Source organism: Microcoleus sp. OTE_8_concoct_300 (assembly GCF_031383065.1).
Classification (GTDB): domain Bacteria; phylum Cyanobacteriota; class Cyanobacteriia; order Cyanobacteriales; family Microcoleaceae; genus Microcoleus.
This window is the reverse complement of the sequence record NZ_JANMZH010000893.1, coordinates 1-24,944: the sequence shown is the minus strand read 5'-3', so window position 1 is coordinate 24,944 and position 24,944 is coordinate 1. Positions and strand designations below refer to the sequence as shown.

The window sequence follows — 24,944 nt, the reverse complement described above, 5'->3', positions numbered from 1 at the left end:
AACCCGCGAGGGTTTCGAGATGTGGCTGTATCGGTTGCGATGCAATAAATGCGATAAATGCGATCGTCAGTCAATTAGGGAAAAATTAAATGTCCCCGCCTGCAGTATGCAGGTTAAATGCCCAACACCTTAGCAGCAAGGGTTGTTTTGCAGTAGTCTGCTAGCCTGATGATTCCCCGACTCCCGACAATTGGCGAGTCCCGGCAATATTGAAGATTTCACGTAGGAATTGCTCAATCTGAGGTGCGATCGCACACAATTTAGATCACAATAGTTAGTTCAGAAGCCAGCCAGCTTCAGCTTTGAGAAACTGACAGAATAGTAAATTCTAACAAAAACACCACTATGGGAAAACCAACAGGCTTTATCGAATTCTTGCGCGAATTGCCCTCCGAACTCTCACCAGTCGAGAGAGTCCACAACTGGGACGAATTTCACCTGCCGATGGATGAAGACAAACTCCGCACCCAAGGCGCGCGCTGCATGGACTGCGGAATTCCGTTTTGCCACACGGGTACAATGATCGGCGGCATGGCAAGCGGCTGCCCGATTAACAACCTCATCCCCGAATGGAACGACCTAGTATATCGCGGACTGTGGAAAGAAGCCCTAGACAGACTCCACAAAACCAACAACTTCCCTGAATTCACCGGCCGCGTCTGTCCCGCACCCTGCGAAGGCGCTTGCGTGCTCGGCATCAACAACCCGCCAGTCACGATTAAAAACATCGAAGCTTCGATTATCGACAAAGGCTGGGATGAAGGCTGGATTACTGCGGAACCGCCAGCCAAACGCACCGGCAAAAAAATCGCCGTCATCGGTTCCGGGCCCGCCGGTTTGTCCGCCGCCGCCCAACTCAACAAAGCCGGTCATTGGGTAACAGTATACGAAAGAGCCGATCGACCAGGCGGCCTGCTAATGTATGGCATCCCCAACATGAAGCTAGACAAAGAACAAGTCGTAATGCGCCGCCTGAAAGTCCTCGAAGACGAAGGCGTGACATTCGTCTGCAACACCGAAGTCGGCAAAGACTTACCAGCCGAACAACTGCTAAAAGAATACGACTCCGTTGTTCTCTGTACAGGTGCCACCAAACCCCGCGACTTGGGCATCCCCGGCCGCGAATTAAAAGGCATCCACTTCGCAATGGACTTCCTGACGGCGAACACCAAAGCTGTTCTCGACAAGAGCACCAACGGCAACTTCATCTCCGCCGAAGGCAAAGATATCGTCATCATCGGCGGTGGCGACACCGGCACCGACTGCGTGGGCACCTCCATTCGCCACGGCTGCAAAAGCCTCGTACAGCTAGAAATCATGCCCAAACCGCCCTCAGAACGGGCGGCCAACAATCCCTGGCCGGAATGGCCGAAAGTCTACCGCCTCGACTACGGCCAAGAAGAAGCAGCAGCCAAATTCGGCGACGACCCCCGCGGCTATCTCACCACGGCGACAAAGTTCGAGGGCGACGAAAACGGCAATGTCAAAGCCGTGCACACCGTTGAGGTGGAGTGGGCGAAAAACGAGAAAGGACAGTTTATTCCGAAACACATCCCGGGCACGGAAAAAGTGTTGCCGGCGCAGCTTGTGTTGCTAGCGATGGGCTTCCTCGGCCCGGAACAGCCCTTGCTGGATGCGCTGGGATTGGAACGCGACGCCCGCAGCAATGTGAAAGCCGAGCACGAAAAATATACAACCAGCATTCCGGGAGTTTTTGCAGCAGGGGACTGTCGCCGGGGACAAAGTTTGGTGGTTTGGGCGATTAATGAAGGGCGCGGCGTGGCCCGGGAGTGCGACCTTTATCTGATGGGGAGCACGGATTTGCCTTAGTAGGGTTTATCTGACATCTTGCACCATTCTCGATAAGACTTTTATGAACAGGCAAGATGCCTGTTCCACAATAAAATTCATCTCTTGTGGAACGGGCATCTTGCCCGTTCTTGAGAATGGTGCAAGATGTGAGGTTTATAGGACACGGCAGTGCCGTATCCCTACTTATTTAGAGCAACCGCTCATCTACTTATTTTGCTAAAATACAAATACCTACACAACTTAACTTTGATAAATTGTTCAGGTTGCCCGCAAAAAATCTACTAAATTAAAAATTTATGAATACTCATCCTACCAACCGCGCCACAACTCTCAAAACAGCTTTTCGAGTCTGTAATACTGACCCATTAGAAGGAGAAGATCTCGATCGCTATTACGTCGATTTATCAGAGGTTCGCAAAACAAAAGCGATCGCAAGTATCAGTACCCGTTTGGAGTTTCAAGAATCCGAACAGTTTACCACAATCTTGTTTACAGGACATTCAGGCTGCGGCAAAAGTACAGAATTGAAACTGATCGAAAAGCAGTGGGAAAAAGATTATCGCATAATTTATCTGGAGGTTAACGAAGAAACAGATATTAATGATGTCAGTTATACGGACTTATATTTAATTGTCATTAAGCAAGTTGAGTTTGAATTACGGAAACTTAAACTTAAATTAGATGACAAGCTGATAAAAAATTTTGAAGCTTGGTTTAAGGATGTTACCGAAGAAACCGAACAAACTGTAGAAAGTTCTGTGAGTATCGAAGGAGAAGCAACTTTGGGGCCAGAAGCTCCTTTTTTGGCTAAGTTGCTGGTGAAATTGCTGGCACAAATTAAAGGATCGGACAAACGAAAAAAAAGCATTCGCCAAATTTTAGAAAAGGATGTCTCTCGTTTAAAAGCTGATATTAACTTGTTATTAAATGATGGTGCAAGAAAACTACGAAACAAGTTTCCAAACTATAAAGGTTTTCTGATTATTTTTGATAATTTAGATCGCGTTCCTCCAGAGGTGGCAAACCATTTATTTTTTGACTATGCTGCTCAACTTCAACAACTGGATTGTACGATGGTTTACACAGTTCCGCTTTCTGTTCTTTATTCTGCTAAAAATCTTAATAATAATTTTGGCAACCCCCACATTGTCCCGATGGTCAATATTTATGAATTCGAGCGAGATAATTGTGACTTAAACTACAACCAAGCAGGCTTAAATGCTATTGCTAGCTTAATCGAGCGTCGCGTGGAAGTTGACAAGATATTTGAGTCGCGGGAAGAATTGCTAGAATTAGCAAAAGCTAGCGGAGGTCATGTTCGCCAACTCATACGGATGATGCGGACAGCTTGTTTGACTGCGAGCACTAACGGTAATGCTAAAATAACTGCCGACGATGTTATTTATGCAGTCAAACAAGAGCAATTTAATTTTGAGCGGATTATCCCCCAAAATCATTACCCGGTTTTAGCTGAAACTTGTTTGACAAAAAATATTACTAAAGATGATGTCGGTCAATTAATGTTATTCAACACTTCTGTTTTGGAATATAACGGCAAAAATCGATGGAACTATCCGAATCCGGTAGTGAAGCAAAATGAAGAATTCCAAAAAGCCCTCCGAGATGCCAGCCAATCCAATGTTAACCCATAACGATCGAAATTCACAAATTGGGCGACTTATAGCAGCAAATCAGCAAATATTTACTGAACTTTTGACCTTCGTTGATTTTGCGGACAAGTTTACGATCGCATTTGTAGAAGTTAATTTTAATGCTGAAGCCGATTTGTTAATTGAGGGGTTGAAAAATCATCCCATTTCTCAAGAAAACCAATTTGAAGTTTTGAGTTTTGATGAAAATTTGCGTTTTTTGCTAGATGAAATTGTCAAAATCTTACCGACAATTAAGCGAGATGCCAATAAAGAATTAGTTTTAATTGTGCGAGGATTGGAAAAATCTATTGGCAAATTTGCTGAATATCCTCCGGTTTTACAAGACCTCAATTTTGTACGAGATGCTTATAAAACCAGAGTGCCCTATCCGATACTGTTTGTTTTGCCAGACTATGCGATTACTCGTTTGGCGAAGTTTGCACCGGATTTTTGGTCTTGGAAATCGGCCGTATTTCTGTTTAAAACTACTCAATCTACTAGAGATGATGCCGTTGCTCGGACTCTTGATTCGGAAAGGAGTTTTAGGACTTTAAAGACACCAGAAAAGCAAGAACGAATTGAACTTTTAGAATCTTTGTTGATGGAGTACAATCCGAGCCATTCTGGATCTGAAAGAAATCCTAGTGCTTGCAGCAATATTTTACATCAACTGGGAGTTGCTTATCTCAGTCAAGGAAAGCCAGTTAAAGCGAGGGAGTATTTAGAAAAAGCTTTGGAGTTGACAAAGAAAAGTGAAAATTTATCGCTGCAAGCTGAAGTTTATAATGAATTGGGTAAAGCTTACACGCAAGAGGGACAATTTTCGGCGGCAATGAGTGCCTATCAAGCATCGCTGGAAATTAGCCGCACGCTGGGAAACCGTTGGGGGGAAGCTAATGCTTTGTATTATTTGGGAAATGTCTGTCAGGATTTGCGGGATTGGCAGCAGGCGACGGTTTTTTATCAGCAACGTTTAGAAATTGAACAAGCAATCGGAGATATCTACTCTCAAGCCAGCACCTACCAGCAGTTAGGATGGGTGGCAAAAGAAATGTGGAATCTGACTGAAGCGGAGCGTTATTATCAACAAGCTTTGGAAATTTATCGCGACTTTGGCGATCACTCTGGTATGGCATATAGTTGGAAAGGATTGGGATATATCGAGCAATTTCGTGGCAATTGGGATGAAGCAGAGAGATTGTATCGACAATCTTTGGAAGTAGAGATAGAATTTGACGATCGCTCTGGGATGGCATATAGTTGGGGATTATTGGGAGATATCGAGCGAAATCGTGGCAATTGGGATGAAGCAGAGAGATTGTACCGACAATCTTTGGAATTAAGGACAGAATTGGGCGATCGTTCTGGTATGGCAAATATTTGGGGATTATTGGGAGATATCGAGCGAAATCGCGGCAATTGGGATGAAGCAGAGAGATTGTATCGGCAATCTTTGGAAGTTGAGACAGAATTGGGCGATCGCTCTGGTATGGCAAAGTCAATTGCTTCTCTTGGAGAACTTGAATTAAGCAGAGGCAATTTAGATGCAGCAGAACAGTTGTTAACTGATGCTTTAGAGAGATTTCAACAACTCGGAGAAACAGATTTTATTGCTGAGGCTAGTTTTCGGATTGCTCAAGTTTGGCAAAAGCGCAACAACCCAGAACTGGCCCAACAATATTACAACACAGCTCATCAAATCTTTCAACAATTGGGAGCCTCGAAATACTTAGAAAAAATCGAGAGAGAGTGGCAAAACCCGGATTTTTAAGCGACATGATAGAAGACACGGCACTGCCGTGTCCTGACTGTGGGTAATATTAATCGCATTTCTCCACAACCAATCAACCAAAATTCAACGGATCGACATCAATAATTAAACTAACAGAACGCGGCGTGCGATCGCGCAACCGGATCAAATCCGACAAATCCACCGACTCATCCAAAGGCAACTTCAGCAAAATCTGCCACCGATAGCGATTTGCCACCCGCATAATCGCCGCAGGTGCAGGCCCCAACAACTCACACCCCGGTACAGACAATCGCTGAATATACTCCTGACAAACAGAGGCCAATTGTACCGCCGTCACCGCCACTTCCGCCGCATCTACACTGCTCAATCGCAACAATACCAGCCGCCCCGAAGGAGGATAATTCAGCGCCGCTCTTTCTGCTAATTCTGTTTCCACAAAACCTGCATATTCGTGCCGCCTAACCGCTTGAATAACCCGGTGTTCGGGAGTGTAAGTTTGAATAATTACCCGCCCCGGATCGTCACCTCTGCCCGCACGGCCCGCGACTTGAGTTAAAGTTTGAAAAGCTCGTTCGCTGGCCCGATAATCGGATAAGTTTAGCAACCCGTCAGCAGACACAACTCCCACCAATGTGACTCCCGCTAAATCTAACCCTTTCGTCAGCATTTGCGTACCCAACAAAATGTCAGCTTCCCCATTAGCAAATTGCGTTAACAATCTGCGGTGATCGCCCTTATTTCTAGTCGTATCGCTGTCAAATCGAATTGCCCGCAATTCTGGAAACAATCTCGTTAATTCCTGTTCGACTCGCTGAGTACCGCTGCCAAAGTTTTTGAAGTAAGGAGAACTGCATTCCGGGCAGTTTTGGGGGTGTCGTTCCGTGTGGTTGCAGTAGTGACACCGCAGCACTTCTGCGGTTCCTTCGCCGACTTGGTGATAAGACAGGGAAACATCGCAGTGCGGGCATTCCATCACATAGCCGCAACTTCGACAAGAGACAAAGGTACTGTGTCCTCTTCTGTGAATAAATAGAATACCTTGCTGTTGTCTTGCTTGCAATTGTTCCAGCGCGTTTTGCAGGGAAGCACTGAAAATTGAGCGGTTTCCTTGCCGCAATTCTTGGCGCATATCGACTATTTCCACAGGCGGCATCGGGCGGGAATAAATGCGATCGGGCAATGATAAATAATGGATATTTGGTAACGAGTAATAATCTCGGCGCGTCCGGACAAAAGTCTCTAAAGCTGGCGTTGCGGAACCTAAAATTAAGGGACAATTTTCTAATTCGGCGCGCCATTTGGCAACGGTGCGGGCATGGTAGCAGGGGGCTGGTTGGTCTTGTTTGAAGCTGCTATCGTGTTCTTCATCGAGGATAATTAAGCCGAGGTGAGGTAAAGGCGCAAAAATGGCCGATCGCGTGCCGATGACAATTTGCGGGGTTCCAGTCAGCATCTGACGCCATGTATCGTAACGTTCGCCGTCGGATAGGGCGCTGTGGTACACGCAAATTTGCTCGCCAAAACGGGCTCGGAATCGATCGGTAAGTTGCGGTGTGAGGCCGATTTCGGGAACGAGTACGAGGGCGGATTTGCCGCTGGCTAAGATTGGGGCGATCGCCTGCAAATACACTTCGGTTTTCCCGGAACCTGTAACGCCGTGCAGCAGCACTTGACGGAATCCCGAAAAAGTGTTAATAAACGCTAAAGCTTCAGCTTGAAAATGAGTTAAAGTCTTCGGTGAATCGGGCAATTGAGCAATTCCGCGATCGCCCCTGAGCACTTCCCTTTGATCGATAACAACGCTACCTTTTTGCTCCAAAGCTTTGACCACCGAAGAACTCGCGCTGCAAATTTTCAGCAAATCGTTCAGCCACATTTCACCGCCACCGCGCCGCAAAACTTCCAATACTTCTTGTTGCCGCTGGGTTAAATCTGTGACAAATGCCCTAGCAATTAATGTCACGGCAGGTTTGAGTTTTGGTTTGGGAGGATTGGGAGGTTCTAAATAACTTTCTACCCAACCGCGTTTCAATAAATCTCGCAATCCCCGATAACTTCCCTTGACTTGTCGCTGGAGGTATTGCCAAGTGTAATCGCCGTTTTTTTGAGCTTGCAGCAATTGCAAAATTTGACTAGCGGCGGGATTGAGAAATGTTTCGGCATTCGGAGAAATTGCGTCCTTAATTAAGCGAATTCGGCGCACGGAACGGCTTAACAAACCGGGCGGCAGCGAGGCTCTAATGACTTGAATTAAAGGTGTGCAATAATAGGTGGCAGTGCGATCGAGCAATTCCCAGTAATTAGGCGGGAAAAAACCCGCACTGACCACATCTTCGACATCTTTAACCCTTGTGGGCTCTAAGTCGGGCGGCAGTTGAGAAATGAACCGAATCGCGATCGCCCCTACCTGTTGACTGCCAAAGGGTACACTCAAAATATCCCCTGGTTGCACGGTAAGTTCCGCAGGTAAACGATAAGTAAATAATTTGTTTTCCTCCCCAGGGGAGTCCCCCGCACCCCTGAAAGGAGAGTCCACCAATACCTCGATCCACTCTGCCCCCACCGTGGGGCGCTGTGGCGGTTCGCTGCTGCCGTAGGATGCCCCGGGCTCTGCCGCTACAGGGGTTGACAAACCAAAAGTGACAGTAGACATAGGGTTGCACATCAAACTAGGAGGAGCCGCGGTCAAAGGGAGTTTTCATTATCCCTCAGTTTAGCTCGATCGATCGATCTTAGCTGCGGGAATTGGCGATCGGAATCTCGATCACCAATTCAGTCCCTTCTCCAATTGCGGATATGCACTCCAACCTCCCGCCGTGTTTGTCCACAACAATTTGATAGCTAATTGACAGTCCCAAACCCGTCCCGTGACCGACTGGTTTGGTCGTAAAAAACGGATTAAAAATTTTACCTTTTACCGTTTCATTCATTCCCATACCATTATCTTTGATGCTAATTCTTACCCAATTTCCGGAAATAATAGAAGTAGTAATTTCCATCTGGCTGGGCTTGGCTTCTCTCTCGCCTAGGGAACACTTTTTTTCTCGCTCCCGCAGGGCATCAACAGCATTATTAATGATGTTCATAAATACCTGATTTAATTGCCCCGCATAACATTCAATATTCGGCAACTTTCCATAATTTTTAACAATTTTTATAGCAGGATAACCGGGTTTTTCATTAGTTAAATTCTGCAAAATTAACAAAGTGCTGTCAATTCCTTCGTGAATATTAACCGGTTTCTTTTCGGCTTCATCTACCCGCGCAAAGTTACGTAAAGTCAGCACAATTTCGCGGATGCGATCGGAGCCAACTTTCATTGACGAAAGAGTTTTCAACAAATCTTCGCGCATAAAGTCGAGGTCAATTTTTTCAATAAAAGCTTCAATCTCTGCATCTGTTTCGGGATACCGCTCCTGATACATTGCGAGCAATTTTAAAAGGTCGGCAGTGTAATCATTGACATAGGTAATATTGCCGTAGATGAAGTTGACGGGATTGTTGATTTCGTGGGCGATACCAGCTACTAAAATTCCCAAAGCCGACATTTTTTCGGCTTCGATCAATTTGAGCTGCATTGTTTGCTGGTTTTCCAGAGCTTTTTCTAGGGTAGACATTCTTGCTTTTAAAAGATTTTCGGAATCTCTAAATTCCTCAGTGACACTTCTTAGCAAATATTCTTTTTTTTGATTAAGGGCTTCTAATTCGCTGCGTTCGGTTTCCGAAGTTTCGAGTTTTTTCCGCAGTATTCGATTTTCCTTTTCCAGCTCTTTGATTCTGTTTTCCCAGTCTGTTGGTTCCATCGGCTATTATTTTGCACCTACAAATAGTTTAATAACAGTTTTATTAGTAAATTTAGTTGCACTCTTTACCTAGTTAGAATCTCGTCCCACATCGCCTAGGCAATTTTGTCGTAAAAATTAAACACTTCCTTTATTTTGGTCTGTTTAAAAATCTTATCTAATATAGATTCAAAATGTCAAGATATTAATAACAAGCCTGGTGAAAACCGCTCGCCACTTTTATTCCCCGCACTCGCATTTGCGGGGTTTTCATCCGATTTTTGATAAATAAGCAGAGCAATCGCAAACTTATAAAGGCGGGCCCAGCGCGAAAAATTGCCCGATTCAGACAACATTGGTACAAAACCCGCCGGCAATCCAAAGCGAAAATATTAAATGTGACAGAGTGAGGGTGGGGGATGGGAAAAGTACGATCGACTGGGCGCGCGATCGGGCAAGCAATCTCAAGTACCAAGCCAATTGGGTTCTCCCAGAACGCAATCACACTATACCATTGCTGAGAAATCTCACTCCAATGTGTCGATCGTACTTACATACCCGCACCATTTTGTGCTAAGAACTACTACTTGTGACCACATTGACACAGAAGTTTATATTTGGAGAGTAATTGATGTCAGGTAGCGAAGTTCGTGCAGACTTTTGGATGAGCGAGTACATTACCCCTTGGGATATTTACGTTCACGGCATCATCGGCGTGCTCGCTTACAAAAAAACAGCCTATCAAGAAATGTACGTAGTTCAGACCGGTACCTACGGTAAAGGCTTAGTTTTGGACGGCAAATGGCAATCTTGTACAGGCGACGAGTTTCTGTACCACGAACCCCTGGTACACCCAGCCATGATTAGTCACGGTTCCCCCAAAAAAGTGCTCGTTCTCGGCGGCGGAGAAGGAGCTACAATTAGAGAAGTGCTGCGCTGGAAAACAGTTGAAAAAGTCGTGATGATCGATATTGACGGCGAAGTAGTAGAAGCTTGCCGCGAACACCTCCCAGAAATGCACCAAAACGCCTTTGACGACCCCCGCTGCGAAGTAGTAATCGGCGACGCTTTGGACTATTTAGACAAAACAGACAAAGATTGGGATATTGTCATTTCTGACTTGTCCGATCCCATAGAAGAAGGCCCATCTTTCCAGTTGTTTACCAAGGAGTATTTTGAGAAAGTTCGCGGCGTAATGTCGCCTAACGGATATTTCGTAGTGCAAGCAGGACCAGTTTCTCCCGCCGAAATGAAAATGCACGCTCGCATTGTCAATACCCTGAAATCGGTTTTCCCCAACGTTCAATCCTGTACCAGCTTTATTTCTACTTACGGAGCTCCTTGGGGTTTTGCCATAGCTTCAACTCAAGAAATAAATACCCGGCCAGAACCCGAAGCTACTGACAAATTACTCGCCGAGAAAACAACTGGCGGGTTGCGGATGTTCGACGGGATTACACTGTTGGGGTTGATGCAAGTTCCCGGTCACCTGCGGCAGGTAATCGCCGCTGAAACCGAAGTTTACACTATGGCAGCACCGCCTAAATTTTTCGGGAAAGGCTCTGTCAGTCAGTGAAGTTAAATTGAAAGAGAAAACTCGTTCGGAGTAACTGAGATGGGCAATTTAATTCGCATAGTCGCTGCAATTTTTGTTCCCCCTCTGGGCGTATTTATGACTGTCGGCATCGGCAGAGATTTTTGGATCAACCTGGTTCTAAGCTGTTTTTTCTTGTTTCCGGGTACGATCCACGCCATTTGGGTGATTGCCAAGAACGATCGGGGTTAACTTGAGAGTCTATCCAGTTTTTGGATAATAAACAGGCCAGAGAAAATAAAATTTCTTTTGCCTGTTTTTACCAATTAATCAGTATTAAATCTGCGTTCATCCGCGTTAATCTGCATTCATCTGCGGTAAAAAAAAAATCTAATTCATCTCAAAATTAGATTGCACCTCAATTTCTTCACAAACCAACTCAGCAATTTTTTTCGCCGCCCCCGATTCTCCTCGAACCGCACGCAAACGATCGCCCATTTGTGCTAATTTATCAGGATGGCTCAAATAGTCGATCGCCAATTGAGCCACAGCATCCGGTTCCAGCTTCCCAATTAACTCCGGCACAATCTCCTCCCGTGCCCAAATATTCGGCCAAGCATAAAGCTTACCCTTTCCCAATTGCCAGATTAGCCAATTAATCGCCGTAGCAAAAACTGAACCGACTAACGGCAAATTTGCCAGCAATCCCGGCAATCCGTCCCAAGCTTTCATCGCATCCAATTGCTGCGTCGGAATCAAAACAATCATCGGTACAGCTAACGAACCCAATTCGGCAGTATTCGCTCCCACAGTAGTTAAACACAGGCTGCATTCTGATAGCAAATCGTAGGCGGGCGTCTGCGTCCAAAGTTCTACTTGCAACTTATTTGCTGTCTGCAAAAACGGCCTTTCTGTTAAATGAAGTTCCGCGCTGGCGTTCTCAAATAAATGCACGCAAGGATTTTGTTTGGGGTCGGCAAAACCTGCTAGAGTTTGCACATCTAAGGTAGGAGCAACGGGAATTACAAAGCGAGTTTGAGGGCGGATGCGATGGATTGATTGGGCGATCGACAAACATAACGGTACACCTAAAGCTAATTTGGCCGCTTTAGAACCGGGCAACAATCCAATTAATTCTATTTTTGTAGGAGACTCTGCCTCTGGATATGCGTTTCCCGGCTCTTCCTGGGAACGAGCAACTTCCGCGATCAAATCTCCCACAACTGTAAATTTATTAGCATATTTTTGGGGAATTTTGGCAAAAACTTCAGGTTTCATCGCCGCAAATTTATCAATCCAGCGATACCACCGCGCGTCCCATTCAGCATAAATAACAGTGCGATATTTTAGCCTTTTTCCAATCACAACTGTAAAAAATTGATCGCCGCCTAAAAACAAAACAACTCCTGTTTCATACCAATCCCAATTTTCAGCAGTTTTGCCCGATAATAAGAATGGAAAAAAATGCTCCGACGCCTGCACTCTGTCCACTTCGGGGTAGGAACGGGCGATTTGTGCTTCTTTCCCGGTGGCGTGGGGACAGGGGGACAGCACCACAGAGATGCGGGCTTGAGTACCCGCGTTCCCCAATTGCTGGCGCAAAGCCTGCACGGCGGGACGCACCCAAGTTGCCAATTCTCCGGGGCCGTTGGAGAGGATTAAAATATCTACTGCCATAGGATTTAAGATTTGAGAGGATGCAAGGGAGATTTTATGACAGATTTAATTAATGCCATCAAGACGGGTGATGTTGCGGCTGTAGAAAGTGCGATCGAACAGCGTGCAGATATCAATGCCAAAGATGAGCAAGGTGAGACGGCTTTGACGGCTGCGGCTGAGGCTGGCAATTCTGCGATCGTCAAAAAATTGCTGGCTGCGGGTGCGGAGGCAAACAGTCAAGATAATGACGGGTGGACGCCGTTAATGAGTGCCGCTGCTGCCGGACATAGCGAGATTGTACAGCTTTTACTGGAGGCGGGAGCGGATGTGAATGCTAAAACTAATTTTGGTTTGACCGCTTTGATGAGTGCTGCAGGCAGCGGGCGCACTCAAGTTGTGGAATTTTTAATCGATAAAGGAGCTGATATCAAAGCGTATGATAATAATACTTGGACTGCCTTAATTTGGGCGTCATCGGAAGGTCACAAAGATGCGGTTGAGGTTTTGAAGCTAGCGCGCGATCGCCATTAAAGACTTAGGAACCGGGTTTATTGGAGAAACCCGGTTTCTGGATGATACAATTAATCAATAAATTTGCCATTTTTCTATCATGGTACTATTCGATCGAGAAATGCGTTTGCCAACTAGCGCCGAACTTCCTTCTTCGGATGATACTCCTGTGGATAACGAAAATCAAAACTTCCTTCCCAACTTACTGTTATTCTTGCTCAAATTTCACTGGCGGCAGCGGAACGACTGGTTTTTTGCCGTGGATATGGGAGTTTATCACACGACGGGAGTAAGTCATCTGGTTCCAATCGTTCCTGACGGCTTCTTGAGTTTGGGCGTTGAAAGGTTCAAAGGCGATACTTTGCGCCTCAGTTACGTCCTGTGGGAAGAAAATAATATTCCCCCGATATTTGCCCTAGAGATTGTTTCTCAAACTTACGGCGGCGAATACGATAAAAAAATAGAGATTTATGCGCGGTTGGGCGTGCTGTACTATGTGATTTATAATCCCTACTACTGGCGGCGAGACCAACATCAACCGTTTGAAGTTTATCGTTTGGTAAATGGCGAGTACGAACAGCAAATTGGTGAACCTTTCTGGATGCCGGAAGTGGGTTTAGGAATTGGTCGAGGTCAGTACAGCGATGGGGAGCGACAGTTGGAGGTTTTGTACTGGTTTGACGAACGAGGTAGTAGGTATTTGACGGCTGAAGACACTGCCGATCGAGCACAGCAAAGAGCGGAGGAATCAGAACAAAGAGCGGAGGAAATACAACAGCAGCTTGCCAGATACCGCGATCGCTTTGGTGATTTGCCGGAATAGGAAAGTGCGATCGCCATTAAAGACTTAGAAACCGGGTTGATCGAATCAACCCGGGTTCTGGATTGTACAATCAATTATCGCATTGTTTCAAGAGGCGATCGCAGTAACCTCATTCCACACCAACTCCTAAATAGATTCAGGATTTCTAGCCGAGTAAAATTTTAAGAGGAGTAGCTCCTGGCAATACATTCAAGCTGAGATTTCCTCCGCCTTGAATCACAGCCACCGTGTCAAAGCCCTTGGTTTGGATTGCTAAATCTTGATTATTGTTGATCGGAAACAGAATGTATTTATCTAAAGGCCCCAAAAGCTGGATGCTATCCTTGCCTTTGGTAAAGTTCACAATTGTAGCAAAACCAGGGCCGATGTATAACTGCTCTCCAGGACTCATAATGCGGGCGAACTGTTGATAATCGCCCAACACAAATTTATCATTACCTATACCGCCAGTCAGAGTATCGAATTCATTGCTGCCGTCGCTTTCATAAAGTCGCGCGCCGTAAACACGTTCTACACCTACTTCAACACCAATTATTTCCACATTTCCTGCCCCAAAACCAGTGACGATATCATTGCCGGAACTTCCGACAAAAGTCGCAGAGCGAGTAGATTCAAATTGTCCATATTTCACGTAATGTTCTCTCCCGGTTGTAAACGTTCCTGATTTGACAAACGGTACAATATCGGGGTTTTGCTTTAAGTAATCGCTTTCAAAAAAAGGAGTACCAAATCGGCCATCTTTGCTTCCTAATTTGACGAAGTGTTGGTAGCCATTTTTGAAAGTTCCGTTCTGAATAAACGGCAGGATATCTCGGTTATTTGCCACATAAAACGCTTCGTCGTAGTCAGGCGATACGCGGGTGCGGCTTTCTTCGTAGCCAAACTGAATAAATTGGTCTAAACCAGAGGCAAAAGGCGCATTTGGGTTGTTTGAGGTGCGGACAAAGGGAGCAATATCTGGATTGTTACCTAGATAGGTTTCTTCGTCAAAGTAACGCGATACTTTGGTGAGGCCACCAGCTTGACCATATTTTTCAAAGTGTTCTTTTCCCGATTTAATAATTCCTGCATCAATGGCAGGCTGAACCCAAGGATATTGGGCGAGGTAGTATTGTTCATCGAAAATGTCATAGTTTGTCATTGTTTTTTGCCGAAGATTCGTTGTTTAAACATGGAATCTAATCGCTGCTACTATAGCCTTTCTCAAGGGCGGTGATGTATGTCCAGTAATGGGTAATTTCACTTGTAATTGCTCGCGTTTGACCAAACTCACTGGAGAAGCGCTACATACAATTTTACACTGTTTATTGGTTGCAAAAGTATCACTTTAGACCTATTTATACCAGCGACTGACTAATCTTTATTATTTCGGATCACTGCGTACCATTAATCGAATTTGGATAAATTGTTGCTTGCTGTTTTTGCTTGTACAGTCAAGTTAATTATTATGAGATTACTTCTAATAGTTTTGATGAGAGCATAAAAAAGGATGATCGCCCTTTTTGAATAAGACGATCGCCCACAAAAAATCAAAAGTCATTAATCATCAGCATTAGCTAATGACCAATGACCAATGACCAATGACCAATGATTAATGACTAACCAATCAAGAAAGTACCGTCACCATTAGATTTTTGGAAAGTCAAATTCAAGCTTCCTCCTCCTTCAATCACGCCCAGCACATCTCCAAAACGCTGGATTGACAAATTGTTACCCACAGGAGTCAGGCTGTAGCTGTCTAAAGAAGTTCCTTGCAGTTGGATAAAATCGTTTGCGTCGAAGTTCCGAATCGTAGCTTGACCGTTACCCAAATACAGCGGTGTTGGGGTGACATTCCCGGCTGTAGCAGGAACTCCGAGGACGAATGTATCAATTCCCGGGCCACCAGTCAGGATATCGAATTCATTGGTGCCAAAGCTTTCATACTGTCGGTTGCCGTTGCGATCGATACCTACTTCTACTCCGACAAATTCCGCAGTCCCCGCACCCGCACCAGTGATGAAGTCGTTGCTGCGGGTGCCGACAAAAGTTGCGGATCTAGTAGCCTCGTTTTTCCCGAAATTGAAGAAGTGCTCCCGGCCGCTTTTCAATACGCCTGAGTTGACAAACGGTACGATATCCGGGTTTTTCTTTAAGTATTCTGGTTCAAAAAACGAAGTTCCAAAACGACCTTCTTTAGCCCCAAATTGAACGAAATGCTGATAGCCTGATTTGAAAGTTCTGTTCTGAATAAACGGTAGCAAGTCTGAGTTGTTTGCTAAATAAAAGTCTTCGCTGTATTCGGGCGATACTTGAGTGCGCCGGAATAAGCGGTTTCCTTCATCGTAACCTAACTGGATAAATTCATCGAGGCCGGTGGCAAAGGGTGCGTTTGGGTTGACTGTGCGAACCAAGGATACGATGTCTGGTTTGGTGGCAAGGTAAGTAGATTCGTCAAAATAACGCGAAACTTTAGTTAAGCCGGCGGCTTGACCGAATTTTTGAAAGTGTTCTAGTCCCGATTTGATGATTCCTGCATCAATTGCCGGCTGAATCCAAGGATATTGTGAGAGGTAGTATTTTTCGTCGAAAATGTCATAGTTTGTCATTGTTTTTTGCCGAAAATGCGTTGTTTAAACATGGAATATATAGCCTTTCTCAAAAAGGTGAGGTACGAATTTTGACCTGGAAAGCTTGACACTACAGGGTTTCTGTATACCTCATTTATCTGAGAACCGCTATAATCGCTGCTACTATAGCCTTTCTCAAGGGCGGTTATGTATGTCCGGTAATGGGTAATTGATCACTTTTAATTGCTCGCGTTTGACCAAACTCACTGGAGAAGCGCTACATACAATTTTACACTGTTTATTGCTGGTCAAAGTATCACTTCAGACATATTTCTGCGATCCGCTGACTAATCTTTATTAATTCGGATCACTGCGCGCCATTAATCGAATTTGGAGAAATCCTTGCTTGCTGTTTTTGCTTGTACAGTCAAGTTAATTATTATTAGATTACCTCTAATAGTTTTGATGACAGCCTTAAAAAGGGCGATCGCCCTTTTTGAATAAGACGATCGCCCACAAAAACTCAAAAGTCATCAATCATCAGCATTAGCTAATGACTGATGACCAATGACCGATGACTGATGACCAATGACCAATGACCAATGACTATCCAATCAAGAAAGTACCGTTACCGTTAGATTCTTGGAAGATCAAACCCAAGTTTGCTCCTCCTTCAATCACGCCCAGCACGTCTCCGGCACGTGTCTGGATGGACAAATTGTTGCCAACGGGAGCCAGGTTGTAGCTGCTTAAAGAAGTTCCTTGCAGTTGGATAAAATCCTTTTCTATGTCGAAGTTGCGAATCGTAGCTTGACCGTTACCCAAATACAGCGGTGTCGGGGTGACATTCCCGGCTGTAGCAGGAACTCCGAGTACGAACGTATCAGCTCCCGGACTGCCAATCAGGACATCGAACTCATTGGTGCCAAAGCTTTCATACTGCCGATTGCGCCTGGGATCGATACCTACTTCCACTCCAATCAGTTCGGTAGTCCCCACACCAACACCAGTGAGAATATCGTTGCTGCGGCTACCAACAAAAGTTGCCTTGCGGTTTGGCTCGTTTTTCCCGAAATTGAAGTAGTGTTCCCGACCAGTTCTCAGGACTCCCGAGTTGACAGACGGTACAATGTCGGGGTTTTCTCTTAAGTATTCCGGTTCAAAAAATGAAGTTCCAAAACGACCTTCTTTGGCGCCGAATTGAATGAAATGCTGGTAGCCTGATTTGAAAGGTGCATTGGGGCCGATAAACGATCGCAGCTCTGAGTTATTTGCTAAATAAAAATCTTCGCTGTACTCAGGGGATACTGCGCTGCGGCGCTGTCCTTCATCGTAACCGAACTGGATAAAGTGATCGAGGCCTGTCGCAAAAGGCGCGTTTGGATTGACTGTGCGGACAAAGGGTCTGAGGTCTGTGTTGACAGTAAGGTAAGCATTTTCGTCAAAATAACGCGATACTTTGGTTAGACCGCCAGCTTGACCGAATTTTTCAAAGTGTTCTCTCCCGGATTTGATGACTCCGGCATCAATGGCGGGTTTGATCCAAGGATATGAGGCGAGGTAGAATTGTTCGTCAAAAATTGCGTAGTTAGCCATGTTTTCCCCCAAATGTTTTGATGAGCTTGATAGTCCATAGCAATTAGCTTTCCGTGAACTAGAGCGCCAATCAGGAACTTAGACAAAAAAGACGTTATGAAATTGTTTTAAGTTCCTGGGAACATATCAATCTATTTTGGTGAGTCAGCAATGATCCGAAGGCTACATTCTGCCTTCACAAGTTATGCCTTTTTTCCATCAGTTAATTGCTCGATCGCAAATTTGATCGATTCTACAAAACTTGGCACTTTTTTCAGGATTTCTTTCTCAATGGTTGGTTAATTTTTAATTATTTTTATCAAACCAATTAACCAAAAACATATAAAATAAATTTTTTCAAGTAAAATTTTGTAAAGAAAAGATGGAGTATTTGCTCAAGGAATTTATAAAAAAATGTAACGAAAAATTGCCATAAATTTGTCGAATTGTGTCATATGCAGGCTCAAATCGCCTAATGGCAAGCATTTTCTGGTAAAAATGCTTATGGGATAAAAAAATTCCCGATTCGCGAAAACAGCATCTTAAAGGAGCCTAACCGGATGTTCACTCACGTCAAGCCCACCATTCGCCACGTCGTGCCGGAAAACTTGCAGGGGCGATCGCTCATGAAGGTGGTCTATGTCGTACTAGAACCGCAGTATCAAAGCGCCCTGTCGGCAGCGGTTCGATCGATAAACAAGAAAAATCCGAATCTGGCAATAGAAATCAGCGGCTATCTGATCGAGGAACTCCGCAGCCCGGAAAATTACGAGGCCTTCAAGCGGGATGTCGCAGATGCCAACGTATTTATTGCTTCTCTAATTTTCATCGAAGATTTGGCCGAAAAAGTGGTAGCGGCGGTGGAACCGCTGCGCGACAGCTTGGATGTCGCCGTCGTCTTCCCGTCGATGCCTGGGGTGATGCGGCTAAATAAAATGGGCAGTTTCTCGATGGCACAGTTGGGACAAAGCAAAAGTGCGATCGGCGAATTCATGAAAAAACGGAAGGAAAAATCCGGGAGTTCCTTCCAAGACGGAATGCTGAAACTGCTGCAAACTTTGCCGAAAGTGCTGAAATATTTGCCCATTGACAAAGCCCAAGACGCGCGCAACTTCATGCTGAGTTTCCAGTATTGGCTGGGCGGTTCCCAAGAAAACTTGGAAAACTTCTTGCTGATGCTGTCACATAAATATGTGTTCAAAGGCCAGGAACAGCTAACTTTTCAAGAGCCCGTTGTCTACCCGGATATGGGAATTTGGCATCCTTTGGCACCGTCGATGTTTGAAGATGTAAAAGGATACCTCACCTGGTACAACGCCCGCAAAGATATTTCCGCAGACCTCAAAGACCCCCTCGCACCTTGCATTGGCTTGGTATTGCAGCGGACTCACTTAGTCACCGGAGATGACGCGCACTATGTAGCAATGGTGCAGGAATTGGAGGCTATGGGGGCGCGGGTGGTGCCGATTTTTGCCGGCGGTTTGGACTTCTCGAAACCAGTCGAAACTTTTTTCTTGGAAGTTGGGACCAAAGGTGTTGCACCGCTGCCGATAGTTGATGCGGTGGTTTCTCTGACTGGTTTTGCGCTGGTGGGCGGCCCGGCGAAACAAGATCACCCGAAGGCGATCGAGACTTTGAAAAAGCTAAACTGCCCTTACATGGTGGCTTTGCCGCTGGTTTTCCAAACGACGGAAGAGTGGGAAAATAGCGATTTAGGCTTGCACCCGATTCAAGTTGCTTTGCAAATTGCCATTCCCGAGTTGGATGGCGCGATCGAACCGATTATTTTGTCGGGACGTGATGGCGCAACTGGCAAGGCGATCGCCCTGCAAGATAGAATCGAAGCAATTTCCCAGCGCGCCATGAAGTGGGCAATACTGCGCCGCAAACCAAAATTAGATAAAAAAGTTGCGATCACAGTTTTCAGTTTCCCGCCGGACAAAGGCAACGTCGGAACTGCCGCTTATTTGGACGTTTTCGGCTCGATTTACCAAGTATTGAAAGCCTTAAAAGGCAACGGTTACGACTTGCCAGAATTGCCGGATTCCGCCGAAAAACTGATGCAAGAAGTCATCCACGACGCAACAGCCCAATACCAAAGCCCGGAATTAAATGTTGCTTACCGGATGTCTGTAGCTGAATACGAAGAATTCACTCCTTACTCGGAACGCTTGCAAGAAAATTGGGGTCCGCCTCCGGGACATTTGAACAGCGACGGACAAAATTTGCTGATTTTCGGCAAACATTTCGGCAATGTGTTTATCGGAGTGCAACCTACTTTTGGATACGAAGGCGATCCGATGCGGTTGTTATTCTCTCGTTCTGCCAGCCCGCACCACGGTTTTGCTGCTTACTATACATATTTGGAGCGCATTTGGGGTGCGGATGCGGTGCTGCACTTTGGCACTCACGGTTCGCTAGAATTCATGCCGGGTAAGCAGATGGGAATGTCTGGGGAATGTTATCCCGACAGTTTGATCGGCAAAATTCCTAACCTCTATTATTACGCTGCCAACAATCCCAGCGAGGCAACAATTGCTAAGCGCCGCAGTTATGCTGAAACAATCAGCTATCTGACTCCTCCGGCTGAAAATGCTGGTTTGTACAAAGGTTTGCAGGAACTCAGCGAGTTAATTGCTTCTTATCAAACTTTGAAAGAGACTGGGCGCGGTGTGCCGATTGTTGATGCGATCGTCGAAAAATGCCGTTTGGTGAATTTGGACAAGGATATCGCCTTACCTCCCGAACAAGAAAGAGGGGTTGCTGCGGGAATGACTGCGGAGGAACGGGACAATTTAGTTGGCTTGGTTTACCGCAAGTTGATGGAGATTGAGTCGCGGTTGTTACCTTGCGGTTTGCACGTTATCGGTAAGCCGCCGACTGCGGAAGAGGCGATCGCAACTTTGGTGAATATCGCCAATTTAGACCGCGAAGAAGACGGACTGATCAGCTTGCCGCGGATTATAGCTAACAGTCTCGGACGCGATATCGGCGAAATTTACACTAACAGCGACAAAGGCATTTTAACTGATGTTGAATTGCTGCAAAATATCACGTTGGCCTGTCGGGATGCCGTGGGCGCTTTGGTGAAGGAACAAACCGATGCTGAGGGTCGAGTTTCCCTTGTTTCTAAGTTGAATTTCTTCAACATGGGCAAGAAAACACCTTGGATTGATGCACTGCACGCCGCCGGTTACAAAAAAATCGATCCAGAACCGATTAAACCGCTGTTTGAGTATCTGGAATTCTGCTTGCAGCAAGTTTGTGCCGACAACGAATTAGGCGCTTTGTTGCGGGCGTTAGAAGGCGAGTATGTTCTGCCTGGCCCCGGTGGCGATCCGATTCGCAACCCGGATGTTTTGCCGACGGGCAAGAATATGCACGCTTTGGACCCGCAGTCAATCCCTACAACGGGGGCGGTTAAGTCTGCTAAGGTTGTAGTCGATCGGCTGTTAGAAAGACAGCGCGTTGATAACGGCGGAAATTACCCAGAAACGATCGCCGTTGTGTTGTGGGGAACCGACAACATCAAGACTTACGGCGAATCCCTCGCCCAAGTAATGTGGATGGTGGGAGTGAAGCCAGTTCCCGACGCATTGGGCCGGGTAAACAAACTCGAATTGCTTTCTTTAGAAGAGTTGGCACGCCCTCGAATCGACGTAGTAATTAACTGTTCCGGCGTATTCCGCGACTTGTTCATCAACCAAATGAATTTGTTAGATAAAGCCGTGAAAATGGCAGCGGAAGCCGACGAACCGTTAGAGATGAACTTCGTCCGCAAACACGCCCTGAAGCAAGCGGAAGAAATGGGAATCAACCTGCGACAAGCAGCAACCCGGGTATTTTCCAATGCCTCAGGTTCCTATTCATCTAACATCAACTTGGCGGTAGAAAACAGCACTTGGGAAAGCGAAGCCGAGTTGCAGGAAATGTACTTAACTCGCAAATCCTTCGCCTTTTCTTCCGACAATCCGGGAACAATGGAACAAGACCGGAAGATTTTTGAATCATCCTTGAAAACTGCGGAAGTCACCTTCCAAAACTTGGATTCTGCAGAGATTTCCCTAACCGACGTGTCGCACTATTTCGACTCCGACCCGACTAAATTGATCGGCAGTTTGCGCGCAGATGGGAAGCAACCGACATCCTTTGTTGCTGATACAACCACAGCCAACGCGCAGGTGCGGACGCTATCAGAAACCGTGCGTTTAGATTCGCGGACTAAGCTGCTGAATCCGAAGTGGTACGAGGGGATGTTGTCGCACGGTTACGAAGGCGTGCGGGAGATTTCTAAGCGTCTGGTGAATACAACTGGATGGAGTGCGACGGCGGGCGCTGTGGATAATTGGGTGTATGAGGATGTCAACACTACGTTTATCCAAGATGAGGAGATGCAGAAGCGTTTGCTTAACTTAAATCCTCATTCTTTCCGCAAGATTGTCAGCACTTTGCTTGAGGTGAATGGCCGGGGTTATTGGGAGACTTCGGAGAGTAATTTGGATCGTCTGCGTGAACTTTATCAGGAGGTGGAAGACCGGATTGAGGGGGTAGAATAGAATAGTGTGGGGCAGGCATCTTGCCTGCCTCAAGAGTATGGCACTGGCCAGATGCTTGTGCCACAAGATATAAAGGAGAGGATATGGCAGTTCAAAAGGCCGATCGAGTTATTGAGGCGGTAAAGCAAGTCACGCAAGACATAAACTCTTACGAACAAGACTTTCTGGGATTTTATAAATTTATTGCCAATAGTATTTTTCAGGAAAGGGAAAGACTCAAAAAATTGCAGTCTGTAGACTTGATTGTGATTGAAGATTTATATAAAGACTACGAACAATTAGAACGCCAGAACCTAGTATTGCAAAAAAGAGAACGGGAAGTTGTTCAAGTTTTCATATTTGGAGATTTTGAAGGAGATACTGAGATTACTTGGGAAATGTCGGAAATCTTAGCAGACTTTTTTGTTGAGTATCTGGTAATGCCGATTCTAAATAATATTAGTTACGAGAAATTTGAGGCAATGCCTAGCTATTTTCTGGAATATATCAAAGATGGTGTGAGAGTGTATGAAGCAAAAAGAAGCTTACATCGAGATAGCGCAGAGGTACATAGCTAGTGCAAAGCAGCACCAATCTCAGGGGATAAATATTCAAGAAGTTATTGGTTTTCTTGCCTATCATGCTCTGGAATCGATCGCGGTTGCTATAATAATCCATTTTAAAAGTAGTATTCCCATGAACCACGAGACTAAGTTGCGAATGTTTTTGAGCTTGTGCAAGAAGAATTTGGCGGATTCAGTCAATGTCAAAAATTTAGCTGCTTTGATTATTCGTGTGGAAAAAAACGGTTATAGAAGTAAGTTTCTTTACCCTGAGTTTCAAGGGAAAAACAACTATAAGTCTCCTCAAGAACAGACTACTTTACCAGAAGCCGGGTTACTCGTGAGAGATGTAGACCGAATCATCAATCAAATTATTAATCTAATTTAGCAGGAGTATTTTCAATGCTTCAAACTCTGACAGATACTAAAGAATATCTTGCAGGTTCTTGCCTGGTTTTACACGATATCAGTTGGGAAACCTACGAACAGTTGTTAGAAATATTTGCGGAACGTCCCACGCCGCGCATGACTTACTACAACGGAACTTTGGAACTTATGGTGCCTCTGCCAGAACATGAAAGGTATAGCTGGACTCTTGGGAGACTAATTGCAGCACTTTCTGAAGAATTAGGATTAGAGATTATCGGATTAAAATCATCTACTTGGCGTTCGCAACCTAAGAAAGCTGGCAAAGAAGCTGATGAATGTTTTTACATCCAAAATGAAGCTGTAATGCGAGGGAAATTAAAAATTGACCTCAAAACTGACCCGCCGCCAGACTTAGCTGTAGAAATGGATTTGACTAGCTCATCTATCAATAAAATGGCGGTTTATGCGGAACTTAAAGTGCCGGAGGTTTGGATTTGGAAGAAGGGGAAACTAATAATTAACATTTTAAATGATACGAGTTATGTCGAGTGTGAAACCAGTTTGGCATTTGCCTCGTTTTCTGTCAAAGAACTCGCACAGTTTATGCACCTAGACTCAGAAAAGGGAGAGAATGCGAGAATTAGAGAGTTTAGAGAGTGGGTGCGATCGCACTTAAATTAATTCTGGGTTTGTTACCCGCTTTATGAAATACGATCGAATTTATTCGATCGTATAAAGACGGCGGTTGAAACCGCAACTACACGAACAAAGTCCCCCTGCGCGGACTAAGAATATTAGACCTCTTGCAAAAATAAATAGGACGGGCAAGATGCCCATCCCACAAGAAAAAATAACTATTGTGGGATGGGCATCTTGCCCGTCCCATCAATTGATGAAAAGGATTTTTGCAAGAGGTCTATTGAGTCCGATCGAATAAAGACGGCGGTTGAAACCGCGTCTACACAAACAAAGTCCGCCTGCGCGGACTAAGAAGACTGAGTTTTTACATAGTGTTTCACCACTGAATTCAAACTAAACAAAGTTATCTGTTCCTGTTCCTGCGTATCCAATAAAAACCGATTTCCAAGAGATCGCACTGCATTGACTATTTCTGACGGCGAAAATGGTATTTTGTTGAAGATTTGCGACACAGGAAGGGGTTCAGGTTGATTAGCCAGGTGAGTCATCACTGCCAACTCTGCCGGAGTCAAACGCCCAAAAGGTTGAGATAACTGAGATTGCAACCCTTCATCTAAAATCGGCATCTCGCACTGCAAAAACTCAGAAACTCTCCCCCCAAACAACTCTTGAATCAGCGTTGCAGTCAACTCCAACCACAGGGGATTGCCTTGATAAATATCAATCAAAGTTTCCCATGTTTCCTCATCGGATAACTTTTGTGAGTTCAAAATTTCTTTAGCTGCGACTCCTAAACTTCCCAATACAAAACATCGCACGGGATGATTATCTTTTGATAATCTGGCAATTTCTCGGGGTTTTTCCCAACTATTCAATATCAAACAACTTTGATGACAAACTTCGGCAATTAGTTTAAAAAATAACTGATAATCTTCATATCCAGTTTTATATTGTCCTGCGAGTTGTCGGCGGCCCAAAAGCATCTGCACGTCATCGAGGACAATCAGACATCTGTACTTTCGCAGGTAATCGCGGAGTTGGGAAAGTTTGGTTTCGATGTTTTGGGGAATTTCAGATTGTTGGGAAAAGATTTGCAGCAGGTTGGTGAGGGTTGCGTCTAGGGTTGGGGAAAAGCCGAGGCTGCGATAGATGACGTAATCGAATTGGGTTTTGATGCGATCGATTAGGC

At 45.3% G+C, this 24,944-nt stretch carries 17 protein-coding genes and 1 pseudogene; 11 read left to right on the top strand and 7 right to left on the bottom strand.

Features of this window, described 5'->3' with window-relative positions; genetic code table 11:
- Window positions 1-345: 345 nt before the first annotated feature.
- The 3 genes from gltD (at window position 346) to ACUVJL_RS38870 (ending at window position 5,235) form a co-directional block, all read left to right on the top strand.
- Complete coding sequence (gltD, locus tag ACUVJL_RS38880) at window positions 346-1,830, top strand: glutamate synthase small subunit (protein ID WP_445250691.1); 1,485 nt, start codon at window positions 346-348, stop codon at window positions 1,828-1,830.
- Between the two features lie 278 nt (window positions 1,831-2,108).
- Entirely contained in the window at window positions 2,109-3,464 is a 1,356-nt protein-coding gene (locus tag ACUVJL_RS38875; protein ID WP_445250690.1) for a P-loop NTPase fold protein, read from the top strand.
- Window positions 3,409-5,235, top strand: coding sequence for a tetratricopeptide repeat protein (locus ACUVJL_RS38870; RefSeq protein ID WP_445250689.1), 1,827 nt, complete (start codon window positions 3,409-3,411; stop codon window positions 5,233-5,235). The genes ACUVJL_RS38875 and ACUVJL_RS38870 overlap by 56 nt, the downstream gene beginning before the upstream one ends.
- A gap of 73 nt (window positions 5,236-5,308) precedes the next feature.
- Here ACUVJL_RS38870 and priA read toward each other — a convergent pair whose 3' ends face one another.
- Together priA and ACUVJL_RS38860 are read right to left on the bottom strand one after the other, a co-directional pair.
- Window positions 5,309-7,870, bottom strand: a complete 2,562-nt coding sequence (gene priA, locus ACUVJL_RS38865) for a primosomal protein N' (RefSeq protein WP_445250688.1) — start codon at window positions 7,868-7,870, stop codon at window positions 5,309-5,311.
- Window positions 7,871-7,949: 79 nt separating this feature from the next.
- On the bottom strand, window positions 7,950-9,020 hold the full coding sequence (locus ACUVJL_RS38860) for a sensor histidine kinase (protein ID WP_445250687.1): 1,071 nt from the start codon (window positions 9,018-9,020) through the stop codon (window positions 7,950-7,952).
- Window positions 9,021-9,630: 610 nt separating this feature from the next.
- Here ACUVJL_RS38860 and ACUVJL_RS38855 point away from each other — a divergent pair.
- Together ACUVJL_RS38855 and ACUVJL_RS38850 are read left to right on the top strand one after the other, a co-directional pair.
- Complete coding sequence (locus ACUVJL_RS38855; protein ID WP_445250686.1) at window positions 9,631-10,575, top strand: fused MFS/spermidine synthase; 945 nt, start codon at window positions 9,631-9,633, stop codon at window positions 10,573-10,575.
- Window positions 10,576-10,614: 39 nt separating this feature from the next.
- Complete coding sequence (locus ACUVJL_RS38850) at window positions 10,615-10,785, top strand: YqaE/Pmp3 family membrane protein (RefSeq protein ID WP_445250685.1); 171 nt, start codon at window positions 10,615-10,617, stop codon at window positions 10,783-10,785.
- A 138-nt stretch (window positions 10,786-10,923) separates the two neighbouring features.
- On the opposite strand, the gene ACUVJL_RS38845 is transcribed toward ACUVJL_RS38850, so the two are convergent.
- Window positions 10,924-12,210, bottom strand: a complete 1,287-nt coding sequence (locus ACUVJL_RS38845) for a lipid-A-disaccharide synthase (RefSeq protein WP_445250684.1) — start codon at window positions 12,208-12,210, stop codon at window positions 10,924-10,926.
- 36 nt (window positions 12,211-12,246) lie between these two features.
- Between ACUVJL_RS38845 and ACUVJL_RS38840 the strand changes: the two genes are divergently transcribed.
- The gene (locus tag ACUVJL_RS38840) at window positions 12,247-12,723 is read left to right on the top strand and encodes an ankyrin repeat domain-containing protein (RefSeq protein ID WP_445250683.1); all 477 of its coding nucleotides are present in this window, start codon (window positions 12,247-12,249) and stop codon (window positions 12,721-12,723) included.
- Window positions 12,724-12,802: 79 nt separating this feature from the next.
- Window positions 12,803-13,525, top strand: coding sequence for a Uma2 family endonuclease (locus tag ACUVJL_RS38835; protein WP_445250682.1), 723 nt, complete (start codon window positions 12,803-12,805; stop codon window positions 13,523-13,525).
- A 145-nt stretch (window positions 13,526-13,670) separates the two neighbouring features.
- Here ACUVJL_RS38835 and ACUVJL_RS38830 read toward each other — a convergent pair whose 3' ends face one another.
- The 3 genes from ACUVJL_RS38830 to ACUVJL_RS38820 all read right to left on the bottom strand — a co-directional run bounded on the left by ACUVJL_RS38830 (window position 13,671) and on the right by ACUVJL_RS38820 (window position 17,670).
- Entirely contained in the window at window positions 13,671-14,666 is a 996-nt protein-coding gene (locus ACUVJL_RS38830; protein WP_445250681.1) for a calcium-binding protein, read from the bottom strand.
- Between the two features lie 457 nt (window positions 14,667-15,123).
- The gene (locus ACUVJL_RS38825; RefSeq protein WP_445250680.1) at window positions 15,124-16,113 is read right to left on the bottom strand and encodes a calcium-binding protein; all 990 of its coding nucleotides are present in this window, start codon (window positions 16,111-16,113) and stop codon (window positions 15,124-15,126) included.
- Between the two features lie 567 nt (window positions 16,114-16,680).
- Window positions 16,681-17,670, bottom strand: coding sequence for a calcium-binding protein (locus ACUVJL_RS38820; protein WP_445250679.1), 990 nt, complete (start codon window positions 17,668-17,670; stop codon window positions 16,681-16,683).
- Between the two features lie 539 nt (window positions 17,671-18,209).
- Here ACUVJL_RS38820 and ACUVJL_RS38815 point away from each other — a divergent pair.
- The 4 genes from ACUVJL_RS38815 to ACUVJL_RS38800 all read left to right on the top strand — a co-directional run bounded on the left by ACUVJL_RS38815 (window position 18,210) and on the right by ACUVJL_RS38800 (window position 23,797).
- Entirely contained in the window at window positions 18,210-22,205 is a 3,996-nt protein-coding gene (locus tag ACUVJL_RS38815; RefSeq protein ID WP_445250678.1) for a magnesium chelatase subunit H, read from the top strand.
- An 83-nt stretch (window positions 22,206-22,288) separates the two neighbouring features.
- Window positions 22,289-22,762 carry a hypothetical protein gene (locus ACUVJL_RS38810; RefSeq protein ID WP_445250677.1) on the top strand — a complete coding sequence of 158 codons (474 nt, stop codon included), beginning with the start codon at window positions 22,289-22,291 and terminating at the stop codon, window positions 22,760-22,762.
- Window positions 22,713-23,135, top strand: coding sequence for a hypothetical protein (locus ACUVJL_RS38805; protein WP_445250676.1), 423 nt, complete (start codon window positions 22,713-22,715; stop codon window positions 23,133-23,135). The genes ACUVJL_RS38810 and ACUVJL_RS38805 overlap by 50 nt, the downstream gene beginning before the upstream one ends.
- Before the next feature lie 14 nt (window positions 23,136-23,149).
- Window positions 23,150-23,797 carry a Uma2 family endonuclease gene (locus ACUVJL_RS38800; protein ID WP_445250675.1) on the top strand — a complete coding sequence of 216 codons (648 nt, stop codon included), beginning with the start codon at window positions 23,150-23,152 and terminating at the stop codon, window positions 23,795-23,797.
- A 305-nt stretch (window positions 23,798-24,102) separates the two neighbouring features.
- On the opposite strand, the pseudogene ACUVJL_RS38795 reads toward ACUVJL_RS38800, so the two are convergent.
- Window positions 24,103-24,944: pseudogene (locus ACUVJL_RS38795) on the bottom strand (ATPase); the annotation flags it as partial.